5 protein-coding genes and 1 pseudogene are annotated in these 25,656 nt (G+C 75.1%); all 6 read left to right on the top strand.

Going from position 1 to position 25,656, the window contains the following annotated elements; all coding sequences use genetic code 11:
* Nucleotides 1–206: 206 nt before the first annotated feature.
* A complete protein-coding gene (locus tag ACFVIU_RS26085; protein ID WP_385845410.1) occupies nucleotides 207–2,510 on the top strand; it encodes a beta-L-arabinofuranosidase domain-containing protein in 2,304 nt (767 codons plus the stop codon).
* Nucleotides 2,511–2,562: 52 nt separating this feature from the next.
* A complete protein-coding gene (locus ACFVIU_RS26080) occupies nucleotides 2,563–2,886 on the top strand; it encodes a GNAT family N-acetyltransferase (RefSeq protein ID WP_385845409.1) in 324 nt (107 codons plus the stop codon).
* Nucleotides 2,856–2,945, top strand: a pseudogene (locus ACFVIU_RS26075) (helix-turn-helix domain-containing protein); the annotation flags it as partial. The gene ACFVIU_RS26080 and the pseudogene ACFVIU_RS26075, both read left to right, overlap by 31 nt.
* A gap of 1,175 nt (nucleotides 2,946–4,120) precedes the next feature.
* Complete coding sequence (locus ACFVIU_RS26070; protein WP_385845408.1) at nucleotides 4,121–5,329, top strand: cytochrome P450; 1,209 nt, start codon at nucleotides 4,121–4,123, stop codon at nucleotides 5,327–5,329.
* A gap of 102 nt (nucleotides 5,330–5,431) precedes the next feature.
* Entirely contained in the window at nucleotides 5,432–6,784 is a 1,353-nt protein-coding gene (locus ACFVIU_RS26065; RefSeq protein WP_385845407.1) for a serine hydrolase domain-containing protein, read from the top strand.
* Between the two features lie 242 nt (nucleotides 6,785–7,026).
* The gene (locus ACFVIU_RS26060) at nucleotides 7,027–25,653 is read left to right on the top strand and encodes a non-ribosomal peptide synthase/polyketide synthase (protein WP_385845406.1); all 18,627 of its coding nucleotides are present in this window, start codon (nucleotides 7,027–7,029) and stop codon (nucleotides 25,651–25,653) included.
* The last annotated feature ends 3 nt before the right edge of the window (nucleotides 25,654–25,656 follow it).

Raw genomic sequence — 25,656 nt, 5'->3', positions numbered from 1 at the left:
CCAATGTGTCAGCGAAGAGCTGCGTTCTATATTTCGGACGACGTTTGAAAAGCCGAACGGTGCAAGGCGGATGTCCGCGGCCTGTCGGCCGTAGGTCGCCGCGTCGGCAGCACCCGAGCCCGTGACGCGCCACGCCCGACCCTCGGACGTGTGAGCCGGCACATCAAAAGTCCAAGCAGTCGCTCTGCCGTATCGAAAGGCTCAAGATGTCTTCCTCCGTCAGCAGGCGTCGTCTCCTGCAGCTGGCCGGGGCCACCGTGGCCGCTTCTGCCGCCGGACCCTTCCTCGGCGCGTCTTCCGCTCAGGCAGCCATCGCGCCCGCGAGGACCGACATCGGGGTCTTGGTGCACCCCTTCGAACTCGGCCAGGTCCGACTCACCGCAAGCCGGTGGCTGGACAACCAGAACCGCACGCAGAACTACCTGCGGTTCATCGATGTGGACCGGCTGCTGTACAACTTCCGCGCCACCCACAAGCTGCCCACCAACGGCGCGACCGCCAACGGCGGCTGGGACGCGCCGGACTTCGGCTTCCGCACCCACATCCAGGGGCACTTCCTCACGGCATGGGCACAGTCGTACGCCGTGACCGGGGACACCACCTGCCGGGACAAGGCCACCTACATGGTCGCGGAACTGGCCAAGTGCCAGGCCAACAACAGCGCCGCCGGTTTCAACCCCGGATACCTCTCCGGCTACCCCGAGTCCAACTTCACTGCTCTCGAGCAGGGAACCAGTGGCGACGTGCTGTACTACACCGTCCACAAGACTCTCACCGGCCTGCTGGACGTATGGCGCCACATCGGCAGCACACAAGCCCGGGACGTGCTCCTCGCCCTGGCCGGATGGGTCGACTGGCGCACCGGCCGGCTGACCACCCAGCAGATGCAGACCATGCTGCGCGTCGAGTTCGGCGGCATGAACGCCGTACTGACCGATCTCTACCAGCAGACAGGTGACGCGCGGTGGCTCACCGTCGCCCAGCGGTTCGACCACGCCGCGGTGTTCGACCCGCTGGCGGCCAACCAGGACCAGCTCAACGGAATTCACGCCAACACCCAGGTCCCCAAGTGGATCGGGGCCGCCCGGGAGTACAAGGCCACCGGCACCACCCGCTACCGGGACATCGCCACCAACGCCTGGAACATCACCGTCGACGCGCACACCTACGCCATCGGCGGCAACAGTCAGGCGGAGCACTTCCGCGCCCCGAACGCCATCGCCGGCTACCTGACCAACGACACCTGCGAAAGCTGCAACACCATCAACATGCTCACCCTCACCCGGGAGCTGTTCACGCTCGACCCGAACCGCGTCGCACTGTTCGACTACTACGAGCGGGCGTGGCTCAACCAGATCATCGGCCAGCAGAACCCGGCCGACGACCACGGCCACGTCACCTACTTCACCCCCCTCAAGCCGGGAGGACGGCGCGGTGTCGGCCCGGCGCTGGGCGGCGGCACCTGGAGCACCGACTACGGCACCTTCTGGTGCTGCCAGGGCACGGGCCTGGAGATGCACACCAGGCTGATGGACTCCATCTACTTCCACAACGACACCACGCTGACCGTGAACATGTTCGTGCCGTCGGTGCTCACCTGGACGGAGCGCGGTATCACCGTCACCCAGACGACGACCTACCCTGTCAGCGACACCACGGCCCTTCAGGTCACCGGCAGCGTCAGCGGAACGTGGGCGATGCGCATCCGTATACCGAGCTGGACCAGCGGGGCCACCGTCAGCGTCAACGGCGTCGCGCAGAACATCACCACCACGCCCGGCAGTTACGCCACCCTGAACCGCGGGTGGACCTCCGGCGACACGGTCACCGTCCGCCTGCCCATGCGGCTCGGCATCCGACCGGCCAACGACAACGCGAACGTCGCCGCGATCACCTACGGCCCGGTGGTCCTCGCCGGCAACTTCGGTGACTCCACACTCAGTTCCCTGCCTGCGCTGACCACGTCCTCGATCAAACGGACCAGCAGCAGTTCACTCGCCTTCACCGCCACCTCCGGCGGCTCCACCGTCAACCTGGGCCCGTTCTACGACGCACACGGCTACAACTACACCGTCTACTGGAACACCACCGGCAACACCGTCCGTCTCGTCAACGCGAGCAGCGGTCTCCTGCTGGGCATCCAGAACATGTCCACGTCCGACGGCGGCCGCGCTCTGCAATGGACGGACAACGGCACCGCCGACCACAACTGGGAAATGATCACTGATGGAAGCGCGGTCCGCTTCCGCAACGCCAACAGCGGCAAGGTGCTCGGCGTCCTGAACATGGACACGGCAGACGGTGCGACCGTCCTCCAGTGGTCGGACAACGGCACCGCCGACCACAAATGGACCCTGCTCGACCAGGGCGACGGGACCTACAAGATCCGCAACGTGAACAGCGGCAAGCTGCTCGCCATCGCGAACAACTCCACCGCGGTCGGCGCGTTCGCGGTCCAGGACGCGGACGACGGCACCGCCGACAACCGCTGGCGCATCGTGCTGAGCTGAAGCGGGTTGCAGAACCGGTGCCGTGCATGCCGAGACCTGACAGGATCCCCCCATGGAGATCCGCCGCATCACTCGGGTCGAGGCTGTCCAGGACGCCGGGCATCTCTTCGATGTGTCCCCTCTGCCGGAGGCGACTGAGAGGTTTCTGGCGGACGAGCGCCACCGCCTCCTGATCGACTATGTCGGTGACGCCCCGGCAGGGATGGTCACCGGCGTCGAGATGACACACCCGGACAAGGGCACCGAGATGTTCCTGTACGAGCTGGGTGTGGACGGGCCCTTCCGCGGGCGCGGTGTTGGCCGGGCCCTGACGTCGGTGCTTGCAGACCTGGCGCGCGAACGGAACTGCTCCGCAGGGGCGCCGGGCCGGTGGTGACCTGGCGGCGAGCGCAGATGGTGCTGCTGTCCGCGCAGGGCATGCCGGTAGCGGACCTTCTCCTACGGCCATCCCCTCATCCAGGGCCGCATCCGTCACCTCGTCCAGTGCGGCACTCGACTGGACGACCAGCCGGAGCCCGGATCGCAGGGGCCAGTTCATCCAGGCCGGCGCAGAACCGCGCCACGTCCGCCTTCAGGAAGCCGATCGTCGGGTCGTCGCTCACTCGCCCTACCCTGGCAGCCCCGCTCGCACCCTGTCAGAAGTTTTGACAGCTACGCCGGTTCTCTGTTCCGTTTCTACTGGGGCCCAGGATCCATGACGTCCGCCGCCGCACATACGGATGGCCGAATCTCGGCGGCGGTGGCGAGGCGGTCCTCCGCCCGGTGGCCGAATCGTCGGTCCACGGCGGCGGGCGAGTCCGGCCATCCGCGGACCACCGCCCCCGGCGCGCCGTACCGGGGAAGGGCGGTGGCGCAGGCCGGAACGGGCGGCGGTCGGCGGCAGATTTTCTCTCTCCGAGGGTGTTTGCGGCCCGGACTGCCGGGCACACGCGGGGTCAGCGATTCGGCCGTGCTGTCAGGGGTGGGCGGCCTCCGCCCAGTTGCCGAAAAGTGACGCAAAATCACCGCCAAGGTACTCTGCGTTCAACTTCAGGGGGTTGCTATCGGGTGACTCACCGTGAAGACTGTCCGCCGAGTTCCATCGAAACGAAGGTGTTGGGGACCACGCATCATGCCAATCGTGGGGCGGCATGGAGAGCTCATGCGTATTCTCACACCGCAGTTCAGACAGCCGGGAACCGGAATCCCGCTGTCCGTCAACGAGCCGGGAGGGGCCGTGAGATCGCCGCGCGGCCGGTGTCGCCGAGGGGGACGAGTCATGGCGGGGTTCGCCGACACGCCGGGATGCGTCGTGGGGCCGCGGCCGGCCACGCGGCCGCCGTGTCCTGTGGCGGAGACGCCGAGGAGTCTCCCGCCCGCTTCGGCCCGAGCCTGACAGCGGACGGCACGCCCCGCCGGACGGCACCCGCGGCGATGGCCGCCGGCGTGCGGCGCGCCGCACGGAGGGGAGCGCGTGCGATGCGCGTGTACCCCGCCCGACCGCGCTCCGGTGGTGCCGGTTGCGCGCCGGAGACGTGCCCGCGTCCGCCCCCGCCCGAGTCGACCGGACCGCCGCGCCTCCTTCCGCTTCCCGCCTCGCGTGCCCTGCCCACCGTTACCAAGGAGAACAGGTGATCAGTAAGGAACTGACGGGCGACCGGCTCCTGTTGGAGCAGTTACCCGACCACTGGCAGGAGCTGCGCGAGTCCGGGCCCGTCCGCTTCGACGACACGCAGAAGGTCTGGCAGGTCCTCGACCACGACACGGTCGGCACCGTGCTCGCCGACCCGGCGACGTACTCCTCGGACCTCTCCGCGCTCGCCCCGACCCAGTCCGACTTCGAGACCTTCACCCGCGGCAACTTCGTGGCCATGGACCCGCCCGAACACCGCAAGCTGCGCACCCTGGTGAGCCAGGCGTTCACCCCGCGGGTCGTGCGGGGGCTGGAGCCCCGTATCGAGGCGGTCTGCGCACGGCTGCTGGACGAGGTGGCCGACCGCGACCGGTTCGACCTGGTCGACGCGCTCGCCTATCCGCTCCCGATCATCGTGATCGCCGAACTCCTCGGCATCCCGGCCGAGGAGCACCGGCTCTTCCAGGAGTGGGCGAGCGTCCTGTTCAGCGGGGACCAGCTCGGCGACGCACCCGACATGGCCGATCTGGAGCGGGCGCTGGAGGCCATCGCCCCCACCGTGCGCGAGATGAACGGCTACATGCTGGATCACATACGCACCCGCCGCTCCCACCCCGGTGACGACCTCACCAGCAGACTCATCGCCGCGGAGGTCGACGGCGTGCGCCTCGCCGACCAGGAGATGGTCGGGTTCGTGGCGCTGCTGCTGGTCGCCGGGCACATCACCACCACCGCCCTGCTGGGCAACGCCGTCGTCACCTTCGACCGCCGCCCGGGCACGGACGCCGCGCTCCGTGCCGACCCGGCCGCGATCCCGGCCGCCGTCGAGGAGGTGCTGCGCTGGCTGCCCCCCTTCCCCGAACTGGGCCGCCGGGTCACCCGCCCCGTGGTCCTCGGCGGACACGAACTCCCGCAGGACGCCCTGCTCATGGCCCACCTGGGGACCGCGAACCGGGATCCGGCGCGCTTCCCGGCGCCCGACGTATTCGACGTGACGCGGTCCCCCAACCCGCACCTGACGTTCGGGCACGGCATCCACTTCTGTATCGGCGCACCGCTCGCCCGACTGGAGGCCCGGATCGCCCTGCGGATGTTGCATGAACGATTCCGCTCGCTGGCCGTCCCGTCCTACGACGACGTGGTCTTCCAGAACCCGGCCGTGATCATCGGCGTACGGCACCTGCCCGTCGAGGTCACCCGGCCGTAACCGCTCACGGCGCTCGCACACCGACCGGCCCCCGTACCGCTCACCCACGGGCCGGACCGGCACACCCGCACATGAGACCCACTCAACGGGAGTCCCCTAGCCATGCCGTACACCGTCCCCACCGCTCTGGCCCTTCCCCGGACGCCGGCGCAGTTACACCGGGAACTACAGGACCGGCTCGACACCCTCGCCCGCACCCACCGGGTGCCCGGCGCCCAACTCGCACTGGCCACCGCCACGGAGACCCTCGGCCTGCACACCGGTACGGCCGACACGGCGACCGGTGCGCCCTTCACCCCCGAGACGGCCGTCCCCCTCGGGTCGCTCACCAAGCCCTACACGGCCGCACTCGTCATGCTGCTGGCCGACGACGGCGACCTCGACCTCGACGAACCGGTCGCCGACCACCTACCGGAGCTGAGCGCGATACCCGAGCTGACGATACGTCAACTGCTCAGCCACACAGGCGGCCTGCCCACCGGCCCGGACTCCGACACCGCGGCCGCGACCACCGCCACCCGCTACCTCACGACCGTCTGCACCGCCCGCGACCTGCTGTTCGCGCCCGGCACCGACTTCTCCTACTCCAACGCCGGCTACGTCGCCGCCGGCCGGCTGGTGGAGAGGGTCACCGGCATGACGTGGCACGAGGCGGTCGGTGCGCTGCTCCTGCACCCTCTCGGCGCGGTACCGGCGTTCACCGGCGAGGCCACGCCCGCCCGGCCCGTCGCCGCCGGACACGCCGTCAACACCGCCACCGGACAGGCCCGTCCGGCCCGGCAGAACCTGGCCCCGCTGGAGGCCCCGGCCGGCGCCCTGCTGGCGAGCGCCCTGGACCTGGCCGCGTTCGGGATCGCGCTGACCGGCCGGTCGGACGTCCTGCCGCCCGCCGTCGCCAAGGAGATGCGCCGCCCGGAGACCGCCGCCCGCCCGGGCGCGCTGGCCGACGGCTGGGGAGCCGGACTCGCCCTGTACCGTCAGGACGACCGCGTCTGGTGCGGTCACGACGGCAACGCCCAGGGCACCTCCTGCCACCTGCGCGCCGATCCGGAGAGCGGAACGGTGATCGCGTTCACGGGCAACGCCTCCGGCGCCACCGCGCTGTGGCGCGAGCTGACCGAGGAGATCGCCCGGCTCACCGGCGTCCGCGTGCCGGCCGCCGCCCAGGACGCCGACCACGGCCGCCCCGTGCCGCTGCCCGAGTGCCTGGGTGTCTATCGCAACGGCACCACGACGTACCGCGTCGCACCCGGACCGGACGGCGCGCCGGGCCTGTCCGTCGACGGCGATCTGCCCATCCCGCTGGTCTGCTACGACGACCTGTCGTGCGCCCTGCGCGATCCGGCCACCGGCCGCCTGGAACCCGGCGGACGCTTCCACCGCGATCCGGCCACCGGCCGGCTCGACCGGTTGCAGATCTCCGGACGGACGGCACGCCGCACCGACGACGGCTGAGCCGGGGGCGCCGCCGGACCACCCGACCGAGCCGTCCCCCGCGTCGCCGGCCGCGCCGCGCGACCGCGCTCCTGAGTGGTCCCGTCGCCCCGCCCCGGCCCGGGGCCGTCATCCGTCCACCGGCACCGGCGCGCCCGCCCCGCGTCCGGCGCCGTTCCACCGCACCGCTCCCCGCCGAGCCGGAGGCTGCCGCGTCCGGCCCCGCAGCACGCGCCCGCCCCGCTCTCCAGAGGACTACACCCATGACGGACCTGCACGACAAGCCCGCACCGGCGCCCTCCCTGCCGCAGGCCGGCCGCACCGGCGGCACGCCGCACGGCGCGGGCGCGCCGGCGCACCCGACGCTCGCGGAGCTGTTCGCCGCGTGGGTGGCCCGCACCCCCGACGCCCCCGCCCTGACCGACGGCCGACGGACCTGGACCTACCGCGAACTCGCCGCGCGCGCCGACCGGCTGGCACGGCACCTGGTGCGCCGGGGAGCGGGTCCGGACCGGGTGGTCGCGCTGGTCCTGCCGCGCTCCATGGAGCTGATCGCCGCGGAACTGGCCGTCGCCCGGGCGGGCGCCGCCTTCCTCCCCGTGGACCCCGCCTACCCCGCCGAGCGCCGGGCGCTGATGCTCGCCGACGCCGCGCCCGCGGTCACCCTGGACGACCCCGAGCGGACCGGCCTGCTGCTCACCGGGACCGACGGCGCGGACGGCTTCCGGGCCACCGGTGCCGGGGACCCCGGCGCGGCCGGTGCCGACCACGCGGCCTACGTCATCTACACGTCCGGCTCCACCGGGACCCCCAAGGGCGTGACGGTCACCCACCGCGGCCTGAGCGGCTTCACCGCGGCCGCCGCCGAGCGCTACACCGTCGGCCCCGGCGACCGGGTGCTCCAGTTCTCCTCGCCCAGCTTCGACGCCTCCGTGCTGGAGCTGTGCATCTCGGTGCTGTCCGGCGCCACGCTGGTCGTGCCGCCGCGGGGCCCGTGGCTCGGCGACGAACTCGCCGCCGTACTGGAGGAGCAGCGCATCACCCACGCGCTCATCCCGCCGGCCGCGTTGGCCACCCTGCCCGACCCGCGGGAGGGGACCGCACGCCACCTGCGCACCCTGATCGTGGGCGCCGAGGCATGCCCGGCCGCGCTGGTCGACCGCTGGGCGCCCGGCCGCCGGATGATCAACTCCTACGGCCCGACCGAAGCCACCATCGTCGCCACCTGGACCGCGCCGCTCACCGCGGGCCGCGGCACCCCCACCATCGGCGCAGCCCTGCCGCACACCCGGGTGTACGTCCTGGACGCCGCGATGCGCCCGGTGCCCGTCGGTGCGGAGGGCGAGCTGTTCGTGGGCGGCGATGCGGTGGCCCGCGGCTACCTGGGCCGCCCCGGCCTGACCGCCGCGCGCTTCGTGGCCGACCCCTTCGACCCGTCCGGCGCCCGGCTGTACCGCACCGGCGACCGGGCCCGGTGGACCGCCGACGGGGAACTGGAGTACCTGGGCCGGCTGGACCGCCAGGTGAAGATCCGCGGCTTCCGGGTCGAACCGGGCGAGATCGAGACGGCCCTGCGCCGCGCCGGCGCCGACGCGGTCGGCGAGGCCGTGGTCGTGGTCCGCGAGGACGAGCCCGGCCACCGCCGCCTGGTCGGCTACGTCACCCCGGCCGGCTCCGGCGCGGACGCGGGCGGACCCGGCCGCGCCCCCGACCCGGCCGCCCTGCGCACCGCCCTCGCCGCGGTGCTCCCCGCCCACATGGTGCCGGCCGCGATCGTGGTCCTGGACCGGATGCCGCTCACCCCGCAGCACAAGATCGACCGGCGGGCGCTGCCCGCCCCGGAACGGGTGTCCACGGCCGGCCGGGTGCCGCCGCGCACACCCCGGGAACGGGCCCTCGCCGCGATCTGGGCGGAGGTCCTGGGCGACGACGCCGTCGGGGTAACGGACGACTTCTTCGACCTGGGCGGCGACTCCATCCTCGCCGCCCGGACCCTGTCCCGGATCCGGGACGAGTTCGGCGCACGGCTGACGGTCCGCGACGTGTTCACGGCACGTACGGTCGCCGCCCTGGCCGAGCTGCTCGGCGACCCCGGCGACGCCACCCCGGACGAGCCCGTCGCACCCGCCCCGCGGACGGGACCGCTCCCGCTGTCCAGCGCGCAGCGGCGGCTGTGGTTCCTGGACGACCTGACCGCAGGCGGCACCGAGTACAACACCGGCGTGTCGCTGCGGCTGCGCGGCACCCTCGACGAGGACGCGCTGGGCCGGGCCCTGCACCGGCTCGCGGCCCGCCACGACACGCTGCGCACCACGTTCCCCACGGTCGACGGCGAGGCCGTCCAGCACGTCGCCGCCGAACCCGACCTGCCGCTGCGCACGGCCGACCTCGGGGACGTGCCCGCGCCGCGCCGGGCCGCGGCCGCCGAGGACCTGCTCACCGAGGAACTGAGCCGCCCCTACGACCTGACGGCCGGCCCGCTCACCCGCGCCCTGCTGGTCCGCCTGGCCGCCGAGGACCACCTGCTGCTGCTGGCCCAGCACCACATCGTCACCGACGGCTGGTCGGTGGGCGTCCTCACCCGCGAACTCGCCGCCCTCTACCACGCGGAGGCCACCGGCACGCCCGACGGCCTGCCCCGGCCCGCCGTGCAGTACCCCGACTTCGCGGTGTGGGAACTCGGACACCGCCACGCCGGCACCGACGCCGACGACCTGGCCTACTGGAAGCGGCACCTCAGCGGGATCCAGCACCTGGACCTGCCCACCGACCGGCCGCGCCCGGCGGTGCGCACCACTTCCGGCGCGGCCCACCGGCACCACCTGCCCGCGCCGCTGGTGACCCGGCTGCGGCACCTGGCCGCCGGGCGCGGCACGACCCTGTTCACCCTGTTCGCGGGGGCCTCCGCGCTGCTGTTCTCCCGGTACTCCGGCCAGCGGGACGTGGCGTTCGGCACCGTCACCAACGGCCGCGCGCGCCGCGAGCTGGAGGACGTGCCCGGCTTCTTCGCCAACACCGTGGTGCTGCGCACCGACGTGGACGAGCGCAGAAGCGTCGACCGCTTCGTGGAGGACGTGCGCACCACCGTCCTCGACGCCTTCTCCCACGACGGCGTGCCGTTCGACCGGGTGGTGGAGGAGCTGGCACCGCCCCGGGACCCCAGCCGCACCCCGCTGGTGCAGGCGCTCGTCGTCCAGCAGACCCCCCTCGGGGTGCCGCCGACCGCCGCCGGCCTGCGCCTGGAGGAGCACCCGCTGCCCCGGCCCGCCGCCCGGTTCGACCTCGTGCTGGAGTTCACCCCGGACGCGGACGGCGGCTGCGCGCTGACCGTCGAGTTCAACACCGACCTGTTCGAGGCGGCCACCGTGGCCCGTCTGACCGGCCACCTGCACCGCCTCCTGGAGGGCATGGCGGACGGCCCCGGCCGCCCCCTGGCCGAACTGCCCATGCTGTCCCCGGCGGAGCAGCGCGCGCTGGTGGACGCCGGGAACCCGCCCGCCCGCCGCGGCCGGGACACCGCGGCCGCCACGCTGCCCGCGCTGTTCCGGGCCCAGGCCGCCCGCACCCCCGACCGGACGGCCGTCGTCTGCGGGGACGTCCGGCTGGACTACGCCGAGGTGGCCCGGCGCGCCAACCGCCTGGCCCGGCAGTTCGCGGCACGCGGAGCGGGCCCGGAGACCCTGGTCGCGCTGTGCCTGCCGCGCACCGCCGACCTCCTGCCCGCGCTGTGGGGGGTGCTCACCGCGGGCGCGGCCTACCTGCCGGTGGACCCGGCCTACCCGGCCGAGCGGATCCGCCTCATGCTCGCCGACGCCCGGCCCGCCCTCGTCGTCGCCACCCGGGACACCGCCTCCGCCCTGCCCGCCGACTGCACCCCGCTGCTCCTGGAGGACTGCGCCGCCCCCGGCACGCCCGACACCGCCCTCACCGACGCCGACCGCCTGCGGCCGCTGCTCCCGGACCACCCCGCCTATGTGATCCACACCTCGGGATCCACCGGGCGTCCCAAGGGTGTCCTGGTCACCCACCGCAGCGTCGCCGCGCTCGCCGCCTGGGCCGGGGAGCACTTCCCGTCCGCCGGCCCGGACCGCCCGGTGATCGCCTCGACCTCCCTCAACTTCGACGTCTCGGTCTTCGAGCTGCTGTGCCCGCTGGTGACCGGGGGCACCGTCGAGGTCGTCGCCGACCTGCCGGCCCTCGCCGACACCCCGGGACGGCAGGCCGGACTGCTCAGCGGGGTGCCGTCCGTCGTCTCCCGCCTCGTCGCGGGCGGCACGGCACCGCTCACCGCGGACACCGTCGTCCTGGCCGGCGAGGCCCTGCCCGCGCAGACGCTGCACGACGTGCGCGCCGCCCTGTCCGGATGCCGGGTCGCCAACCTCTACGGCCCCACCGAGGCCACCGTGTACGCCACCGCCTGGTTCGCCGGCGATCCGCTGCCCGAGCAGGCCCCGCCCATCGGCGGTCCGGTCGCGCTCACCCGCGCCTACGTCCTGGACCGCGCCCTGCGGCCCCAGCCGCACGGGGTGACCGGCGAGCTGTACCTCGGCGGCGCCGGACTGGCCCGTGGCTACCTCAACCGGCCGGGCCTGACCGCCTCCCGCTTCGTCGCCGACCCGTACGGCGCGCCGGGGGAGCGCATGTACCGCACCGGCGACCTGGTGCGCCGCCGCGCCGACGGACAGCTGGAGTACATCGGCCGGGCCGACCAGCAGGTCAAGGTCCGCGGCTTCCGGATCGAGCTGGGCGAGGTCGAGGAGGCGCTGCGCCGCTGCCCGGGCGTGGCCGAGGCGGCGGCCACCGTCGCCGAGGACGACGGCCACCGCCGCCTGGTCGGCTACGTCGTCCCGGCCCCCGGGGCGCGGCCGGTGCCCGAGACGGTGCGCCGGGAGATGGGCCGCACGCTGCCCGACTACATGGTCCCGTCGGCCGTCGTCGTGCTGGACGCCCTGCCGCTCAGCCCCAACGGCAAGATGGACCGCGGCCGCCTGCCCGACCCGGGCCCCGCCGTGCGCGCCGTGCGGCACGTCGCCCCGCGCACCCCCACCGAGCGCACCCTCGCCGCGATCTGGGCCGACGTGCTGCACGTGGAGCGGGTCGGCGTCGACGACAACTTCTTCGAGCTCGGCGGCGACTCGATCCTGAGCATCCAGGTGGTGGCCCGCGCCCGGCAGGAGGGCCTGGGCCTGACCTCGCGGGACCTGTACGGGCACCAGACGGTCGCCGCCCTCGCCCGCTGCGCGGACGCCGCCGCCGTCCCGCACGCGGCCGCACCGCAGACCGGGCCGGCCACCGGCGAGGCCCCCCTGACGCCCATTCAGCACTGGCTGTTCGACAGCGCCGGCGAGCGGGCCGGGCACTTCGCCCAGGCGCTGTCCGTCCGGCTGCCCGACGACCTGGACGTGGCGGCGCTCGAGGCCGCGCTGGGCGACCTGGTCGCCCACCATGACGCCCTGCGCTCCCGTTTCGCCACCGACGGCCCGGCCGGTGAGGTCACCTGGTCCGTCCAGGACCGGGCGCCCCGGCCCACGCTCGCCCGGCACACCGGTCCGGACGGGGACACCCCCCACTTCGGCCCCTTCGACCTGTCGGAAGGGCTGCTGCTGCGGGCCGTCCTGCACGACCGCGGCCCCGGCCGGCCCCCCGTGCTGCACATCGCCGTACACCACCTGGTGGTCGACGGCGTCTCCTGGCGGGTGCTGCTGGAGGACCTCCACCGCGCCTACCGGGCCCGCCGCGCCGGCCGGGACGGCCGCAGCGCCCTGCCCCCCAAGTCCTCGCCCCTGCGCGCGTGGGCGCGTCGGCTGAACGCCTACGCGGCGGACGGCGGATTCGACGACGAGCGGGAGTACTGGGCCCGCGCGGTGCCCGCTACCGGCGGCGCCCTGCCCGCCGACCTGCCCGACGGCGCCAACACCTACGCGTCGCAGTGCGCCATCACCGTACGGCTGGACGCGCAGGACACCGCCGCGCTGCTGCGCACGCTGCCCGAGACCTACCGCACCCGGGCCAACGACGTGCTGCTGGGCGCCCTCGGGCGCGCGCTGTGCGCCGGGACCGCGCAGCAGCGGGTGGTGGTCGACGTCGAGGGGCACGGCCGCGAGGAGCTCTTCGCGGAGCTGGACCTCAGCCGCACCGTCGGCTGGTTCACCACCCGCCACCCCGTCGCCCTCGCCGTCCCCCGGGACGCCGGCTGGGACGCCGTGCTGAAGCAGGTCAAGGAGCAGCTGCGCGCCGTACCCCGGCACGGCCTCGGCCACGACGCGCTGCGCCACCTGGCCGGACCGGACGCGGCACCGCGCACCGCCCCCGCCCAGATCAGCTTCAACTACCTGGGCCGGATGGGCCTCGCCGACGGCGCGGACGGCGCAGACGGCCTCTACCGGGGCACCGTACGGCCGCTGGAGCTGGACGCCGACCCGGCCGCCCGGCGCCCGCACGCCCTGGAGGTCGTCGGGCAGCTCGTCGACGACTGCCTGGAGTTCACCTGGTTCTACTCCGACCGGCTGCACCGGCGGGAGACGGTGCAGGCCCTGTCGGAGGGCTACCGGGACGCGCTCGCGGACCTCGCCCGGTACGCCGCCCGGCCCGGCGCCGCCGGCCGCACCCCGTCCGACTTCCCGCTGGCCCGGCTCGACCAGGGCGCGGTGGACCGGATCACCGGCGCCGACCCGGCGGCGGTCGAGGACGTCCTGCCGCTGACGCCGACCCAGGCGGGCATGCTGTTCCACGGCCTGTCCGAGGACGGCCGCGGTGCCTACTTCCAGCAGCTGACCTTCGTCCTGGACGGCGTGCCGGACCCGGAGACGCTCGCCGCGGCCTGGCAACACGTGACCGACCGCACGGACGTGCTGCGCGGCCGGGTCGTCTGGCAGGACGTGCCCGAACCGCTGCTGGTGGTGCAGCGCCGTGCGGCCGTGCCGGTCACCCACCTCGACTGGCGCGGCCTGACCGACGCCGAACGCCGACAGCGCCTGGACGACGTCCTGGCCCGCGACCGCGCGGACGGCATCGACCTGGGCCGCGCCCCGCTGCAGCGCCTGCTGCTCGCCCGCGTCTCCGGCACCGCGGTGCGCGTGGTGTGGTCCTTCCACCACCTCCTGCTGGACGGCTGGAGCCTGTTCCAGGTGCTGTCCGACGTGTTCGCCTGCCACGCCGCCGCGGACCCGCGGGCCGTACCGGAGCGCCCGCCCTACCGCGACTACGTCGCCTGGCTGCGCGCACGCGACACCGCCGAGGCCGAACGGCACTGGCGGCGGCGCCTGTCCGGCCTCACCGAGGCCACCCCCCTGCCGTACGACCGGGAGCCGCGCGAGAGCCACCGCGCCGAGTCCACGCACGCCGTCCGGGTCACCGTCCCCGCGGGCACCACCCGGGCCCTGGAGGAGCTGGCGCGCGGCGCCGGCCTCACCCTGAACACCCTGGTGCAGGGCGCCTGGGCGATGCTGCTGGCCCGTCAGGCCGGCCGCGACGAGGTGGTGTTCGGCACGACGGTGTCCGGCCGGCCGCCCGAGCTGCCCGGCGCCGACGCCATGACCGGCCTGTTCATCACCACCCTGCCCACCCGGGTCACCGTGCCCGCCCACGGCACCCTGCTCGACTGGCTGCGCACCCTCCAGCGCGAGCAGAGCGAGGACCGGCGCTTCGACCACACGCCGCTCACCCGGATGCGCTCCTTCACCGATCTCCCCGAGCGCACCGGCCTGTTCGACAGCATCGTCGTCTTCGAGAACTACCCGGTGGACGACGACAGCGCCGCCGCGCACGGGCTGCGCCTGAGCGACCTCGACGGCGTGGAGACCACCAACTACCCGCTCAGTCTCACCGCCTACCCGGGTCCCGAGCTGGCCCTGCGCATCGGCTACGACCCGCAGCTGTTCGACGCCGCCACCGCCGAGCGGACCGCCGAGTACCTGACCGTCCTGCTCGCGGGCATGGCCTCCGGTCCCGGACTGCCGCCCGCCCGGGTGCCGCTGCTCACCCCCGGCCGCCGCGAACAGGTGCTGCACGCCTGGAACGACACGCGCACCGAGCTGCCGGACACCACGGTGGCCGCGCTGTTCGCCGCCCAGGCCGCCCGCACCCCCGACGCCGTGGCCCTGGAGGCCGGCGGGGAACGCGTCAGCTACCGCGAACTGGACGACGGGTCGGCCCGGCTGGCCGCCCGGCTGGCCGGGCTCGGCGTCGGGCCGGAACGACCGGTCGCCGTGCTGATGGACCGCTCCGTGCACCTGGTCGTCGCCCAGCTGGCCCTCGCCCGCACCGGCGGGGTGTACGTGCCGCTGGACGGCCGGGCACCGCGCGAGCGGTTGCACCGGATCCTCACCGAGGCCGGAGCGCGGCTGCTGCTCACCGACGCGGCCTGGGAGGAGACGGCCCGCGGACTCCTGCCGGGCGACGGCGTCCTGCGCGCCGACGCACCCTCGGCGGCCGGCACCGCACCCCCCGACGCGGCCCCCGCCGACGCGGTCCACCCCGACCACGTCCAGTACCTGATGTTCACCTCGGGCTCCACCGGCGTCCCCAAAGGCGTCGCGGTCCGCCAGCGGGACGTCGTCGCCCTCGCGCTGGACCGGGCCTTCACCGGGCACGACCGGGTGCTCGTGCACTCCCCGCACGCCTTCGACGCCGCCACCTACGAGGTCTGGGTGCCGCTGCTGCGCGGCGGCACCGCCGTCCTCGCCCCGCCGGCCGACCTGGACGCCGCCGCGGTGCGCCGCGCCGTCGGCGAGCAGGGCGTGCGCTGCCTGTGGCTGACCGCGGGTCTGTTCCGGCTGCTCGCCCAGGAGGACCCCGGCTGCCTGCGCGGCGCCCGCGAGGTGTGGACGGGCGGTGAGGCGGTGCCGGGCGCCGTCGTGCGCCGGGTGCTGGACGCCTGCCCCGGCCTGACCGTCGTCGACGGTTACGGCCCCACCGAGACCACCACGTTCGCCACCCGGCGCGTCTTCCGCGCCGGCGACCCGCTGCCCGCGGTGCTGCCCATCGGCCGCCCGCTGGACAACACGCGCGTCTACGTCCTGGACGCCGCGCTTCAGCCGCAGCCGCCGGGCGTACCCGGCGAGCTGTACATCGCCGGCGCCGGGCTGGCCCGGGGGTACGCGGGCCGGCCGGGGGCCACCGCCGCCCGGTACGTCGCCGACCCGTTCGGCCCGCCCGGGGAGCGGATGTACCGCACCGGCGACATCGTGCGCTGGAGCGCCGACGGGGAACTGCACTTCGTCGGGCGCGCGGACGACCAGATCAAGATCCGCGGCTTCCGGGTCGAGCCCGCCGAGATCGAGGCCCGCCTCACCGGCCACCCGGCCGTCGCCGAGGCCGTCGTCTCCCTCTACCAGGACGGCGGACGCAAGCGGCTCGCCGCGCACCTCGTGCCGGCCGGCGGCGCCACGATGCCCCCCGCCGCCGAACTGCGCGCCCACCTGGCGGCCGGGCTGCCCGACTACATGCTGCCCGCCGCCTTCGTGGCCGTGCCCGAACTGCCGCTCACCGGCAACGGCAAGGTCGACCGGCGGCGGCTGCCCGCCCCCGACTGGTCGGCCGGGGCCCAGCAGGCCCACCGCGCGCCGCGCACCGAGGCCGAACGGCTGCTCGCCGGTATCTGGGCCGAGCTGCTCGGCGTGGAACGCGTCGGCCTGGACGACAACTTCTTCATGCTGGGCGGCGACTCGATCCTCAGCATCCAGGTGGTCTCCCGGGCCCGGGCCGCGGGCATCGCCCTCACCCCGCGCGACCTGTTCAAGCACCCCACCGTGGTCGAGCTGGCCGCCGCGGGCGGTGCCGCGTCCGCCGTCGCCGGCACCGAACCGGTCAGCGGCGCGAGCGAACTCACCCCCATCCAGCACTGGTTCCTCGACCCGCAGCCCGAACACGCCGCCTTCTTCGACCAGTGCGTGGTCGTCGAGGCCGCCGGACCGGTGGACGAGGACGCCCTGCGCCGCGCCCTCGCCGCCCTGTGGACCCACCACGACGCCCTGCGCGCCCGGTTCACCCGCGACGCCGACGGCACCTGGCACCAGGAGGTGCCACCCGCCGACGGCCCGGTCCCCGAGCTGCTGACGGTCCACGGCCCGCAGGAGGAGGAGCAGGTCACGGCCGCGGCCCACGCCGGCTTCCGGCTGGACACCGGCCCGCTGCTCACCGGCCGCCTGTTCGCCGCCGACGGCACCCGGCCCGCCCGGCTGCTGCTGGTCGTCCACCACCTCGTGGTCGACGGCGTGTCCTGGCGGATCCTGCTGGAGGACCTGGAGACCGCCTACCGGCAGGCCGTGACCCGGGAGCCCGTACGGCTGCCCGCCCGCACCACCTCCGTCCGGGAGTGGGCCCGCAGACTCCGCGACCGCGCCGGCACCTTCGCGAGCCGGCGCGACCACTGGGCCGAGGCGGCCCGGGCGTGCGCCGTCCCGCTGCCGGTGGACGGCCCCGGCGGCACCACCACGGCCGACGTCCGCGAGGTCACCGTACGGCTGGACCGGGAGCGCACCGACAGCCTGCTGCGCACGGTCCCCGGCGTCTACCGCACCCGCATCGACGACGTCCTGCTCACCGCGCTCGGCCGGGTCCTCGCCGACTGGACCGGACGGGACACCGTCGCCGTCGGCCTGGAGGGCCACGGCCGCGAGGACGCGCTCTTCGACGACGTCGACCTCTCCCGCACGGTCGGCTGGTTCACCTCCCTCTTCCCGGTCGCCCTGCACGTCCCGGCGGGGGACTGGGGCACCGCCCTGAAGGCGGTGAAGGAGCAGCTGCGCGCCGTCCCCGACCGGGGCCTCGGCTACGGCGTGCTGCGCCACCTCGCCCGCGACGAGGCGCTGACCGGCACCCCGATGCCCGGCATCACCTTCAACTACCTGGGCCGCTTCGACTGGTCGCCCGGCGGCGGCACCCTGGTCGGCGCGGTGCCCGGCGGACTCGGCGGCGCGGAGGCACCCGGCACCGAACGGCCGCACCTGCTGGACGTCGTCGCCCGCGTCGAGGACGACGAACTGGAGATCACCTGGTACTACGGCGCCGGACGGCACCGCGAGGACACCGTCACCGCCCTCGCCGAAGGCATGCTCCGGGCGCTCGGCGACATCCTGGCCCACTGCGCGCGCCCGGACGCGGGCGGCCGGACCCCGTCCGACTTCCCGCTGGCCCGCCTGGACCAGGCGGCGGTCGACCGGATCGCCGGCGACGGGCGCGAGGTGGCGGACGTGCTGCCGCTGACCCCGATGCAGGCGGGCATGCTCTTCCACAGCCTGCTCGACCCGGACGGCCGCACCTACGTCAACCAGGTCCAGCTGGTGCTGTCGGGCGTCACCGACCCGCGGGCCCTCGCCGAGGCGTGGCAGCACACCGCGGACGCCAACCCCGTCCTGCGCACCGGCCTGGTCTGGCAGGAGACCGCCGAACCGCTCCAGGTCGTCCGGCACCGGGCCACCGTGCCCGTCACCCACCACGACTGGACCGGCCGGCCCGCCGACACCTGCGCGCCCGACCTCGAACGGCTGCTGGCCGAGGACCGGCAGCGGGGCATCGACCTGGGCACCGCGCCCCTGATGCGGCTGACCTTCATCCGGCTGTCCGCCGACCGCGTCCGCATGGTGTGGACGTTCCACCACGTGCTGCTCGACGGCTGGAGCGCCGCCCAGGTCTTCGACGAGGTGTGCGAGCGGTACGCGGCCCTGGTCGCCGGGCGCCGCCCGCAGGTGCCGCAGCGCAGGCCCTTCGCCGACTACCTGCGCCACCTGGCCGGGCAGGACACCGGCCGGGCGGAGCGGTACTGGCGCGAGACGCTCGCCGGCTTCCCGGCCCCCACCGAGCTGCCCCGCGACCGGCGGTCCACCGAGGCCCACCGCAGCGCCTCCTCCGGCTCGGTGCGGGTGACCCTCGGCCGGGACGTCTCGGCCCGGCTGCGGGAGACGGCCCAGACCGCCGGGCTGACCGTCAACACCGTCCTCCAGGGCGCCTGGGCGCTGCTGCTGTCCCGCTACGGCGGCGGGGACGACGTGGTGTTCGGCACGACCGTCTCCGGGCGGCCCGCCGACCTGCCGGGCGTCACCTCGATGGTCGGCCTGTTCATCAACACCCTGCCCACCCGGGCCCGCGTCGACGGCCGGCGCCCGCTGCTGGACTGGCTGCGCGAGCTCCAGGCCGCCCAGTCGGAGGCCCGGCGCCACGACTTCGTCTCGCTGGCCCAGGTGCAGTCCTGGAGCGAGGTGCCCGGCGGGACCAACCTGTTCGACTCCATCGTCGTGTTCGAGAACTACCCCTTCGACGAGGGGTCGCTGGGCCGCCACGGCCTGGCCATGGAGCAGGAACGGGACCTGGAGCCGACGAACTACCCGCTCAGCGTGGTCGTCGCACCCGGCGACCGGCTCGCCGTCAACCTCGACTACGACCCGGCCGCGTTCGACGCCCCGACGGTGGAGGCGCTCGGCGAGAGCCTGCGCACCCTGCTCACCGCGATGGCCGCCGACCCGGACCGCCGCCTCGCCGACCTGCCGCTGCTGGACCCCGCCCAGGGCCGCGACCTGGTCGCCCGGTTCGGCGGGACCGGGGCACGGGCACCGCGCGACACGCTGCCGGAGGCGTTTCGCCGGCAGGCGCTGCGCACGCCCGGCGCCACGGCCGTGCGCAGCGGCGGCGACAGCCTGACCTACCGCGAACTCGACGCCCGTTCCAACCGGCTGGCGCGGCTGCTGGTGGCGGCCGGCGCCGGGCCCGAGCGCTTCGTCGCGCTGTGCCTGCCCCGCACCGCCGACCTCGTGGTGGCGCTGCTGGCGGTGCTCAAGAGCGGCGCCGCCTACCTCCCGGTCGACCCGCAGTACCCGGCCGAGCGCGTCGCGTTCCTGTTCGAGGACGTACGGCCGGACGCCGTGATCACCACCGCCGCGACCGCCGGCCGGCTGCCCGACGGCCCCTTCACACGCATCCTGCTGGACGAGGACCCCGCCGCCGGCCGGCCCGACACGCCCGTCGGCGACGACGAGCGGCACACCGCCCTGCTGCCCGGCCACCCGGCCTACGTCATCCACACCTCCGGCTCCACCGGCCGCCCCAAGGGCGTCGTCGTCAGCCACGCCTCGGTGCTGGCGCTGGCCGACTGGGCGGCCGAGTTCGCCGGCCCGTCCCTGGCGCACGTGGTGGCCTCCACCTCGCTCAACTTCGACGTGTCGGTGTTCGAGATCTTCTCGCCGCTGCTGTCCGGCGGCTGCGTGGAGATCGTCCGCGACCTGCTCGCGCTGGCCGAGCGCCCCGGGCCCTGGCGGGCCGGACTGCTCAGCGCCGTACCCTCGGCGCTGGACCGGCTGCTGGCCGAGGACGCCGTGCACGTCACCGCGGACACGGTCGTCCTCGCGGGGGAGGGGCTGCCCGCCCGCACCGTGCGCCGGGTCCGCGAGGCGATCCCCGGCTGCCGGGTCATGAACATCTACGGCCCCACCGAGGCCACCGTCTACGCCACCGCGTTCACCTGCGACCCCGCCGACCCCGACCGCGACCCGCCGATCGGCCGCCCGCTCGGCGGCGCCCGTGCCTACGTGCTCGACCGGTCGATGCGCCCGGTCCCCATCGGCGCGCCCGGCGAGCTGTACCTGGCCGGAACCGGCGTGGCCCGCGGCTACCTGCGCCGCCCCGGCCTGACCGCCGCCCGCTTCCTGCCCGACCCGTTCGGGCCGCCCGGCACCCGCATGTACCGCACCGGCGACCTGGTCCGCTGGAGCGCCGACGGCGACCTCGTCTACCTCGGGCGCGGCGACGACCAGGTGAAGGTGCGCGGCTTCCGCATCGAACTCGGCGAGGTCGAGGCCGCGCTGGCCCGGCACCCGGCCGTGGCCGCGGCGGCGGCCCGGGTGGTGGACCACGCCGGCCACCGCCGGCTGGTCGGCTATGCGGTGCCCCGCGCCTCCGGCCTGCCCGACCCCGCGGAGCTGCGCGCCTTCCTCGCCCGCAGCCTCCCCGACCACCTGGTCCCCGCCCTCGTCGTACCGTTGGAGCGGCTCCCGCTGGGCGCCACCGGCAAACTGGACCGGCGGGCGCTGCCCGACCCCGAGTGGAGCGCGTCCGGCGGCGGCACGGCCGGGCGCGAGCCGCGCACCGAGGCCGAGCGGATCCTCGCGGCGATCTGGTGCGAGGTGCTGGGCGTGCCCGCAGCAGGCCCGGACGACAACTACTTCACCCTGGGCGGCGACTCCGTCCTCGGCATCCAGATCGTCTCGGCCGCCCGCCGGGCCGGTCTCGCCCTCACCCCCCGCCACCTGTTCACCCACCAGACCCTCGCGGACCTCGCGGCGGCCGCGGAGTCCGCCGCGGCGCCCACCGCCGCCACCGAGGCCGAGCCGGTGACCGGCGACGCCCCGCTCACCCCCGTACAGCACTGGCTGTTCGACACCCTGGACGGCGACCCGGCCCACTTCAGCCAGACCGTCTCCTACGAGCTGGCCGCGGACCCCGACGAGGACCTGCTGCGGGCCGCGCTGGCCGCCGTACTCGACCACCACGACGCGCTCCGGCTGCGCTTCGGGCCGGACGGGGACGGCCGCCGCCGGCAGCACGGCACCGCGCCCGGCGACATCCCCGTGCACCTGGAGGTCCACGACGGCCCCGCCGGACCCGAGGTGGCCGACGCGCTCGGCGCCGGCTTCGACCTGGCACACGGGCCGCTGCTGCGCGCCGCGCTGTGCCGCCCCGGCGGCGACGCGCGCCCGGTGCTGCTGCTGTCCGCCCACCACCTGGTCGTCGACGCCGTGTCCTGGCAGCTGCTGCTGGAGGACCTGGACACCGCCCACCGCGCCCTGAGCAGCGGCGAGCGGCCCGATCTCGGGGCGAAGAGCACCTCCTTCCGGACCTGGGCCCGGCGGCTGGCCGCGCACACCGCGGCGGGCGGCTTCGACGGTGAACTCGCCCACTGGAGCGCCCTGGACACCGGACCCGCCCTGCCGGCCGACCACCCCGGCGGCGCCAACACCACCGCCGCCGAGGAGACGGTGACCGTCCGGCTCGGCGCCGAGGAGACCCGCCGGCTCCTCCAGGACGTGCCGGACGTGTACCGCACCCGGGTCAACGACGTCCTGCTCACCGCGCTGGGCCGGGTCCTGGCCCGCTGGACGGGGCGGGACCGGGTGGCGGTGACCCTCGAAGGACACGGCCGCGAGGACCTGTTCGAGGGCACCGACCTCGCCCGCACCGTCGGCTGGTTCACCACCATGTACCCGGTCGCCCTGGACGTCCCCCGGGACGCGGACACCGGCACCGTGCTGAAGTCCGTCAAGGAGAACCTGCGCGCCGTACCCCACGGCGGACTGGGCTACGGGGCCCTGCGCCACCTGCACCCGGGCGCCGGCCGGGAGCTGCCCGCACTGCCGCAGATCTGCTTCAACTACCTCGGCCGGCAGGACCGGACGCCCACGCCGGGCGGCCTGCTGCACGCCCCGCACGGCGGCCTCACCGGCGGCATGGACCGCGCGGCCCGGCGGCCGTACCTCCTGGACGTGCTCGGGCGGGTCACCGACGGGCGGCTGGAGTTCACCTGGTCGTACTCCGGCGAGGTGCACCGGCGCGAGACCGTGGCCCGCCTGGCGGCCGAGCTGACCGAAGAACTCCGCGCGATCGAGCGCCACTGCGCCGCACCCGGCGCCGGCGGCCGCACCCCCTCCGACTTCCCGCTGGCCGGCCTGGACCAGGCCGCCGTCGACCGGCTGGTCGGCACCGGGAGGGACGTCGTGGACGTGTACCCGCTCACGCCCACCCAGACCGGCATGGTGATGCACGGGCTGGACGAGGCCGAACACGGCCTGTACGTCGAGCAGATCACCTTCGTCGCCGACGGCGCCCGCGACCCGGGGCTGCTGGCCGACGCCTGGCGGTACGTCGTCGCGCGCACCCCGGTCCTGCGCACCTCCGTCGCCCTGACCGACGTGCCCGTACCGCTGCAACTCGTCCACCGCGAGGTCACCCTGCCGGTCACCGAGCACGACTGGAGCACGCTGCCGGCCGACCGGCACCAGGGCGAGCTGGAACGGCTGCTCGCCGACGAGCGGGCCCGCGGCCTCGCCCTGGACCGGGCCCCGCTGCTGCGGCTGGCGCTGGTCCGGCTCGGACCGGACGCGGTGCGGGTCGTGTGGACCTTCCACCACGTCCTGCTGGACGGCTGGAGCGTCTTCCACGTGCTGTCCGACGTCATGGCCGCACACGCCGCGCTGGCCGGCGGCGGGCAGCCGCGGCTGCCCGAGCGCCGGCCGTTCGCCGACTACGCCGCTTGGCTGGCCGGCCGCGACGCCGGCCCGGCGACGGAGCACTGGCGCACCGTCCTGGGCGGCCTGACCGGCCCGACCCCGCTGCCGTACGACCGCAGGCCCGCGCCCGGTGCCACGGCCCGCTCCGGCACCTGGCTGTCGCAGCGGATCGGCGCCGGACGCACGCGGCGGCTGGCCGAGTTCGCCCGCCGCCACCGCCTCACCCTCAACACGCTGGTGCAGGGCGCCTGGGCGCTGCTGCTGGCCCGGTGGAGCGGGCAGGACGAGGTCTGCTTCGGCACCACCGTGTCCGGCCGCCCCGCCGACCTGCCCGGCGCCGACACCATCACCGGCCTGTTCATCACCACCCTGCCCGCCCGGATCCGCGTCGACGGCGGCACCCCGTGCGCCGACTGGCTGCGGGCCGTGCAGGAGGCCCGCGCCGAGGACCGCCGGCACGACCACGTGCCCCTCAACGAGCTGCACGCCCTGACCGGGCTGCCGTCGGGGACCGCCCTGTTCGACAGCCTGCTGGTGTTCGAGAACTACCCGGTCGGGGACGCGACGGCCGGTGCGCACGGTCTGACCGTGCGGGACCTGGACGCCCGGGAGGCCACCAACTACCCGCTCACCGTCGTCGTCTCGCCGGGGGACGACCTCGCCGTCGAACTCGGCTACGACCCCCGGTACTTCGACGAGGCCACCGCCGAGGCGCTGGCCGGGCAGCTGCTGCACGCCCTGGACGCCCTGGCCGGCACGGACGGCACCGTCCCCCTCGACGCCGTCGACGTGCTGCCGCCCGCGCTGCGGCACCGGCTGCTGCACGGTCCGGCCCGACCGGAGCTCGGCCCGGTGCCGCCCGCCACCCTGTCCGCCCTCGTCGAGGCCGCCGTCGACCGGTGGCCCGACGCCCCCGCGCTCGCCGCACCGGGCACGCTGCTCAGCTACGCCGAGGCCGAGGCGCGGGCCAACCGGCTGGCGCACCGGCTCATCGCCCGCGGCGCCGGACCCGGTGGCCTGGTCGCCCTGCTGCTGCCCCGTTCGGCGGACATGGTGCTCGCGCAGCTGGCCGTGGCGAAGACGGGCGCCGCGTTCCTGCCCGTCGACCCCGCCTACCCGGAGGAGCGGACCGCCCTGATGCTGCGCGACGCGGCCCCCGCCCTCACCCTCGACGCCAAGGAGGTCGCCGACCTGCTCGCCGCACCGCCGGACGGCGTGCCCGGCCACCGGCCCACCGACGCGGACCGCACCCGGCCGCTCGACCTGGACGACCCGGCCTACGTCATCTACACGTCCGGCTCCACCGGCACCCCCAAGGGAGTCGTCGTCACCCACCGCGGCCTGGCCGCCTTCGCCGCCGCCGAGGCGGCCCACTACCAGGTCACGGCGGGCGACCGGGTGCTGGCCTTCGCCACGCCCAGCTTCGACGCCTCCGTGCTCGAACTGTGCATGTCGCTGCCGCACGGCGCCCGGCTGGTCGTCCCCCCGCCCGGCCCGCTGCTCGGCAGCCACCTGGCCGGCGTGCTCCGCGACGAGCGCATCACCCACACCCTGCTGCCGCCGGCCGCACTGGCCACCCTGCCGCCCGACACGCCCGGCACGCTGCCGGACCTGAAGACGCTGACCGTCGGCGCCGACGCCTGCGGCCCGGAACTCGTCGCCCGCTGGGCACCGCACCACCGCATGGTCAACTCCTACGGGCCCACCGAGGCCACCGTCGTCGCCACCTGGTCCGCCCCGCTGCGGCCGGACGGCGCGGCCCCGCCCATCGGCCGCCCGCTGCCCGCCACCGGCGCCTACGTCCTCGACGCCCGGCTGCGGCCGGTCCCCGACGGCGTCCCCGGCGAACTGTGGCTCAGCGGACCGGCCCTGGCCCGTGGCTACCTCGGCCGGCCCGGGCTGACCGCGGCCCGGTTCGTCGCCGACCCGTTCGGTCCGCCCGGCACCCGCATGTACCGCACCGGCGACCTGGTGCGCCGCGACGCCCACGGCGAACTGCACTACCTGGGCCGCACCGACCACCAGCTCAAGCTGCACGGCCACCGCATCGAGGCGGGCGAGGTCGAGGCGGTCCTCGCCCGGCACCCGGGCGTCCTGGACGCCGTGGTGAGCGTGCGCGAGGACGAGCCGGGGCTGCCCCGCCTGGTCGCCCACCTGCTCACCGCGCCCGGTGCCGAACCGCCCACCGCGGCGGACCTGCGCGCCCTGGCCGCCCGTTCGCTGCCCGGCTACATGGTCCCCTCGGCGTTCGTGCCGATGGACCGCTTCCCGCTGACCGAGAACGGCAAGACCGACCGGGCCGCCCTGCCCGCCCCGGCCCCCGACGCCGCCGGGGAACGCGAGCGGGCCGGCGAGCGGGCCGCGTACGTGGCACCGCGCACCCCCACCGAGGAGGCGGTGGCCGCGATCTGGGAGGAGACCCTGAACCAGAGCGTCGGCGCCGAGGACGACTACTTCCTGCTGGGCGGCGACTCCCTGCGCGCCCTGCTCATCGCCTCCCGCGCCAACGACGTGTTCGGCGTCACGCTCACCCCCCGCGACGTGCTGGTCGCGCGGACCGTGGCCGCCCTCGCCGAGCGCGTGGAGGAGCAGGTGCTGAGCGAACTGGAAGCCGCGGCACTCGCGGGCCACGACGAAGACGCCGCGCACGGCGGCCCCGACCACGACGAACGGTGAGGA

The organism is Streptomyces sp. NPDC127190, assembly GCF_042672505.1.
In the GTDB taxonomy this organism is placed as follows: Bacteria; Actinomycetota; Actinomycetes; order Streptomycetales; family Streptomycetaceae; genus Streptomyces.
The sequence above is the reverse complement of the archived record's forward strand: the minus strand, read 5'-3'. Positions and strand labels throughout refer to the sequence as shown.

Coding starts and splice junctions, on each gene's coding strand:
- ACFVIU_RS26080 (WP_385845409.1), top strand. CDS start 2,563: ATGGAGATCCGCCGCATCACTCGGGTCGAGGCTGTCCAGGACGCCGGG.
- ACFVIU_RS26085 (WP_385845410.1), top strand. CDS start 207: ATGTCTTCCTCCGTCAGCAGGCGTCGTCTCCTGCAGCTGGCCGGGGCC.
- ACFVIU_RS26060 (WP_385845406.1), top strand. CDS start 7,027: ATGACGGACCTGCACGACAAGCCCGCACCGGCGCCCTCCCTGCCGCAG.
- ACFVIU_RS26065 (WP_385845407.1), top strand. CDS start 5,432: ATGCCGTACACCGTCCCCACCGCTCTGGCCCTTCCCCGGACGCCGGCG.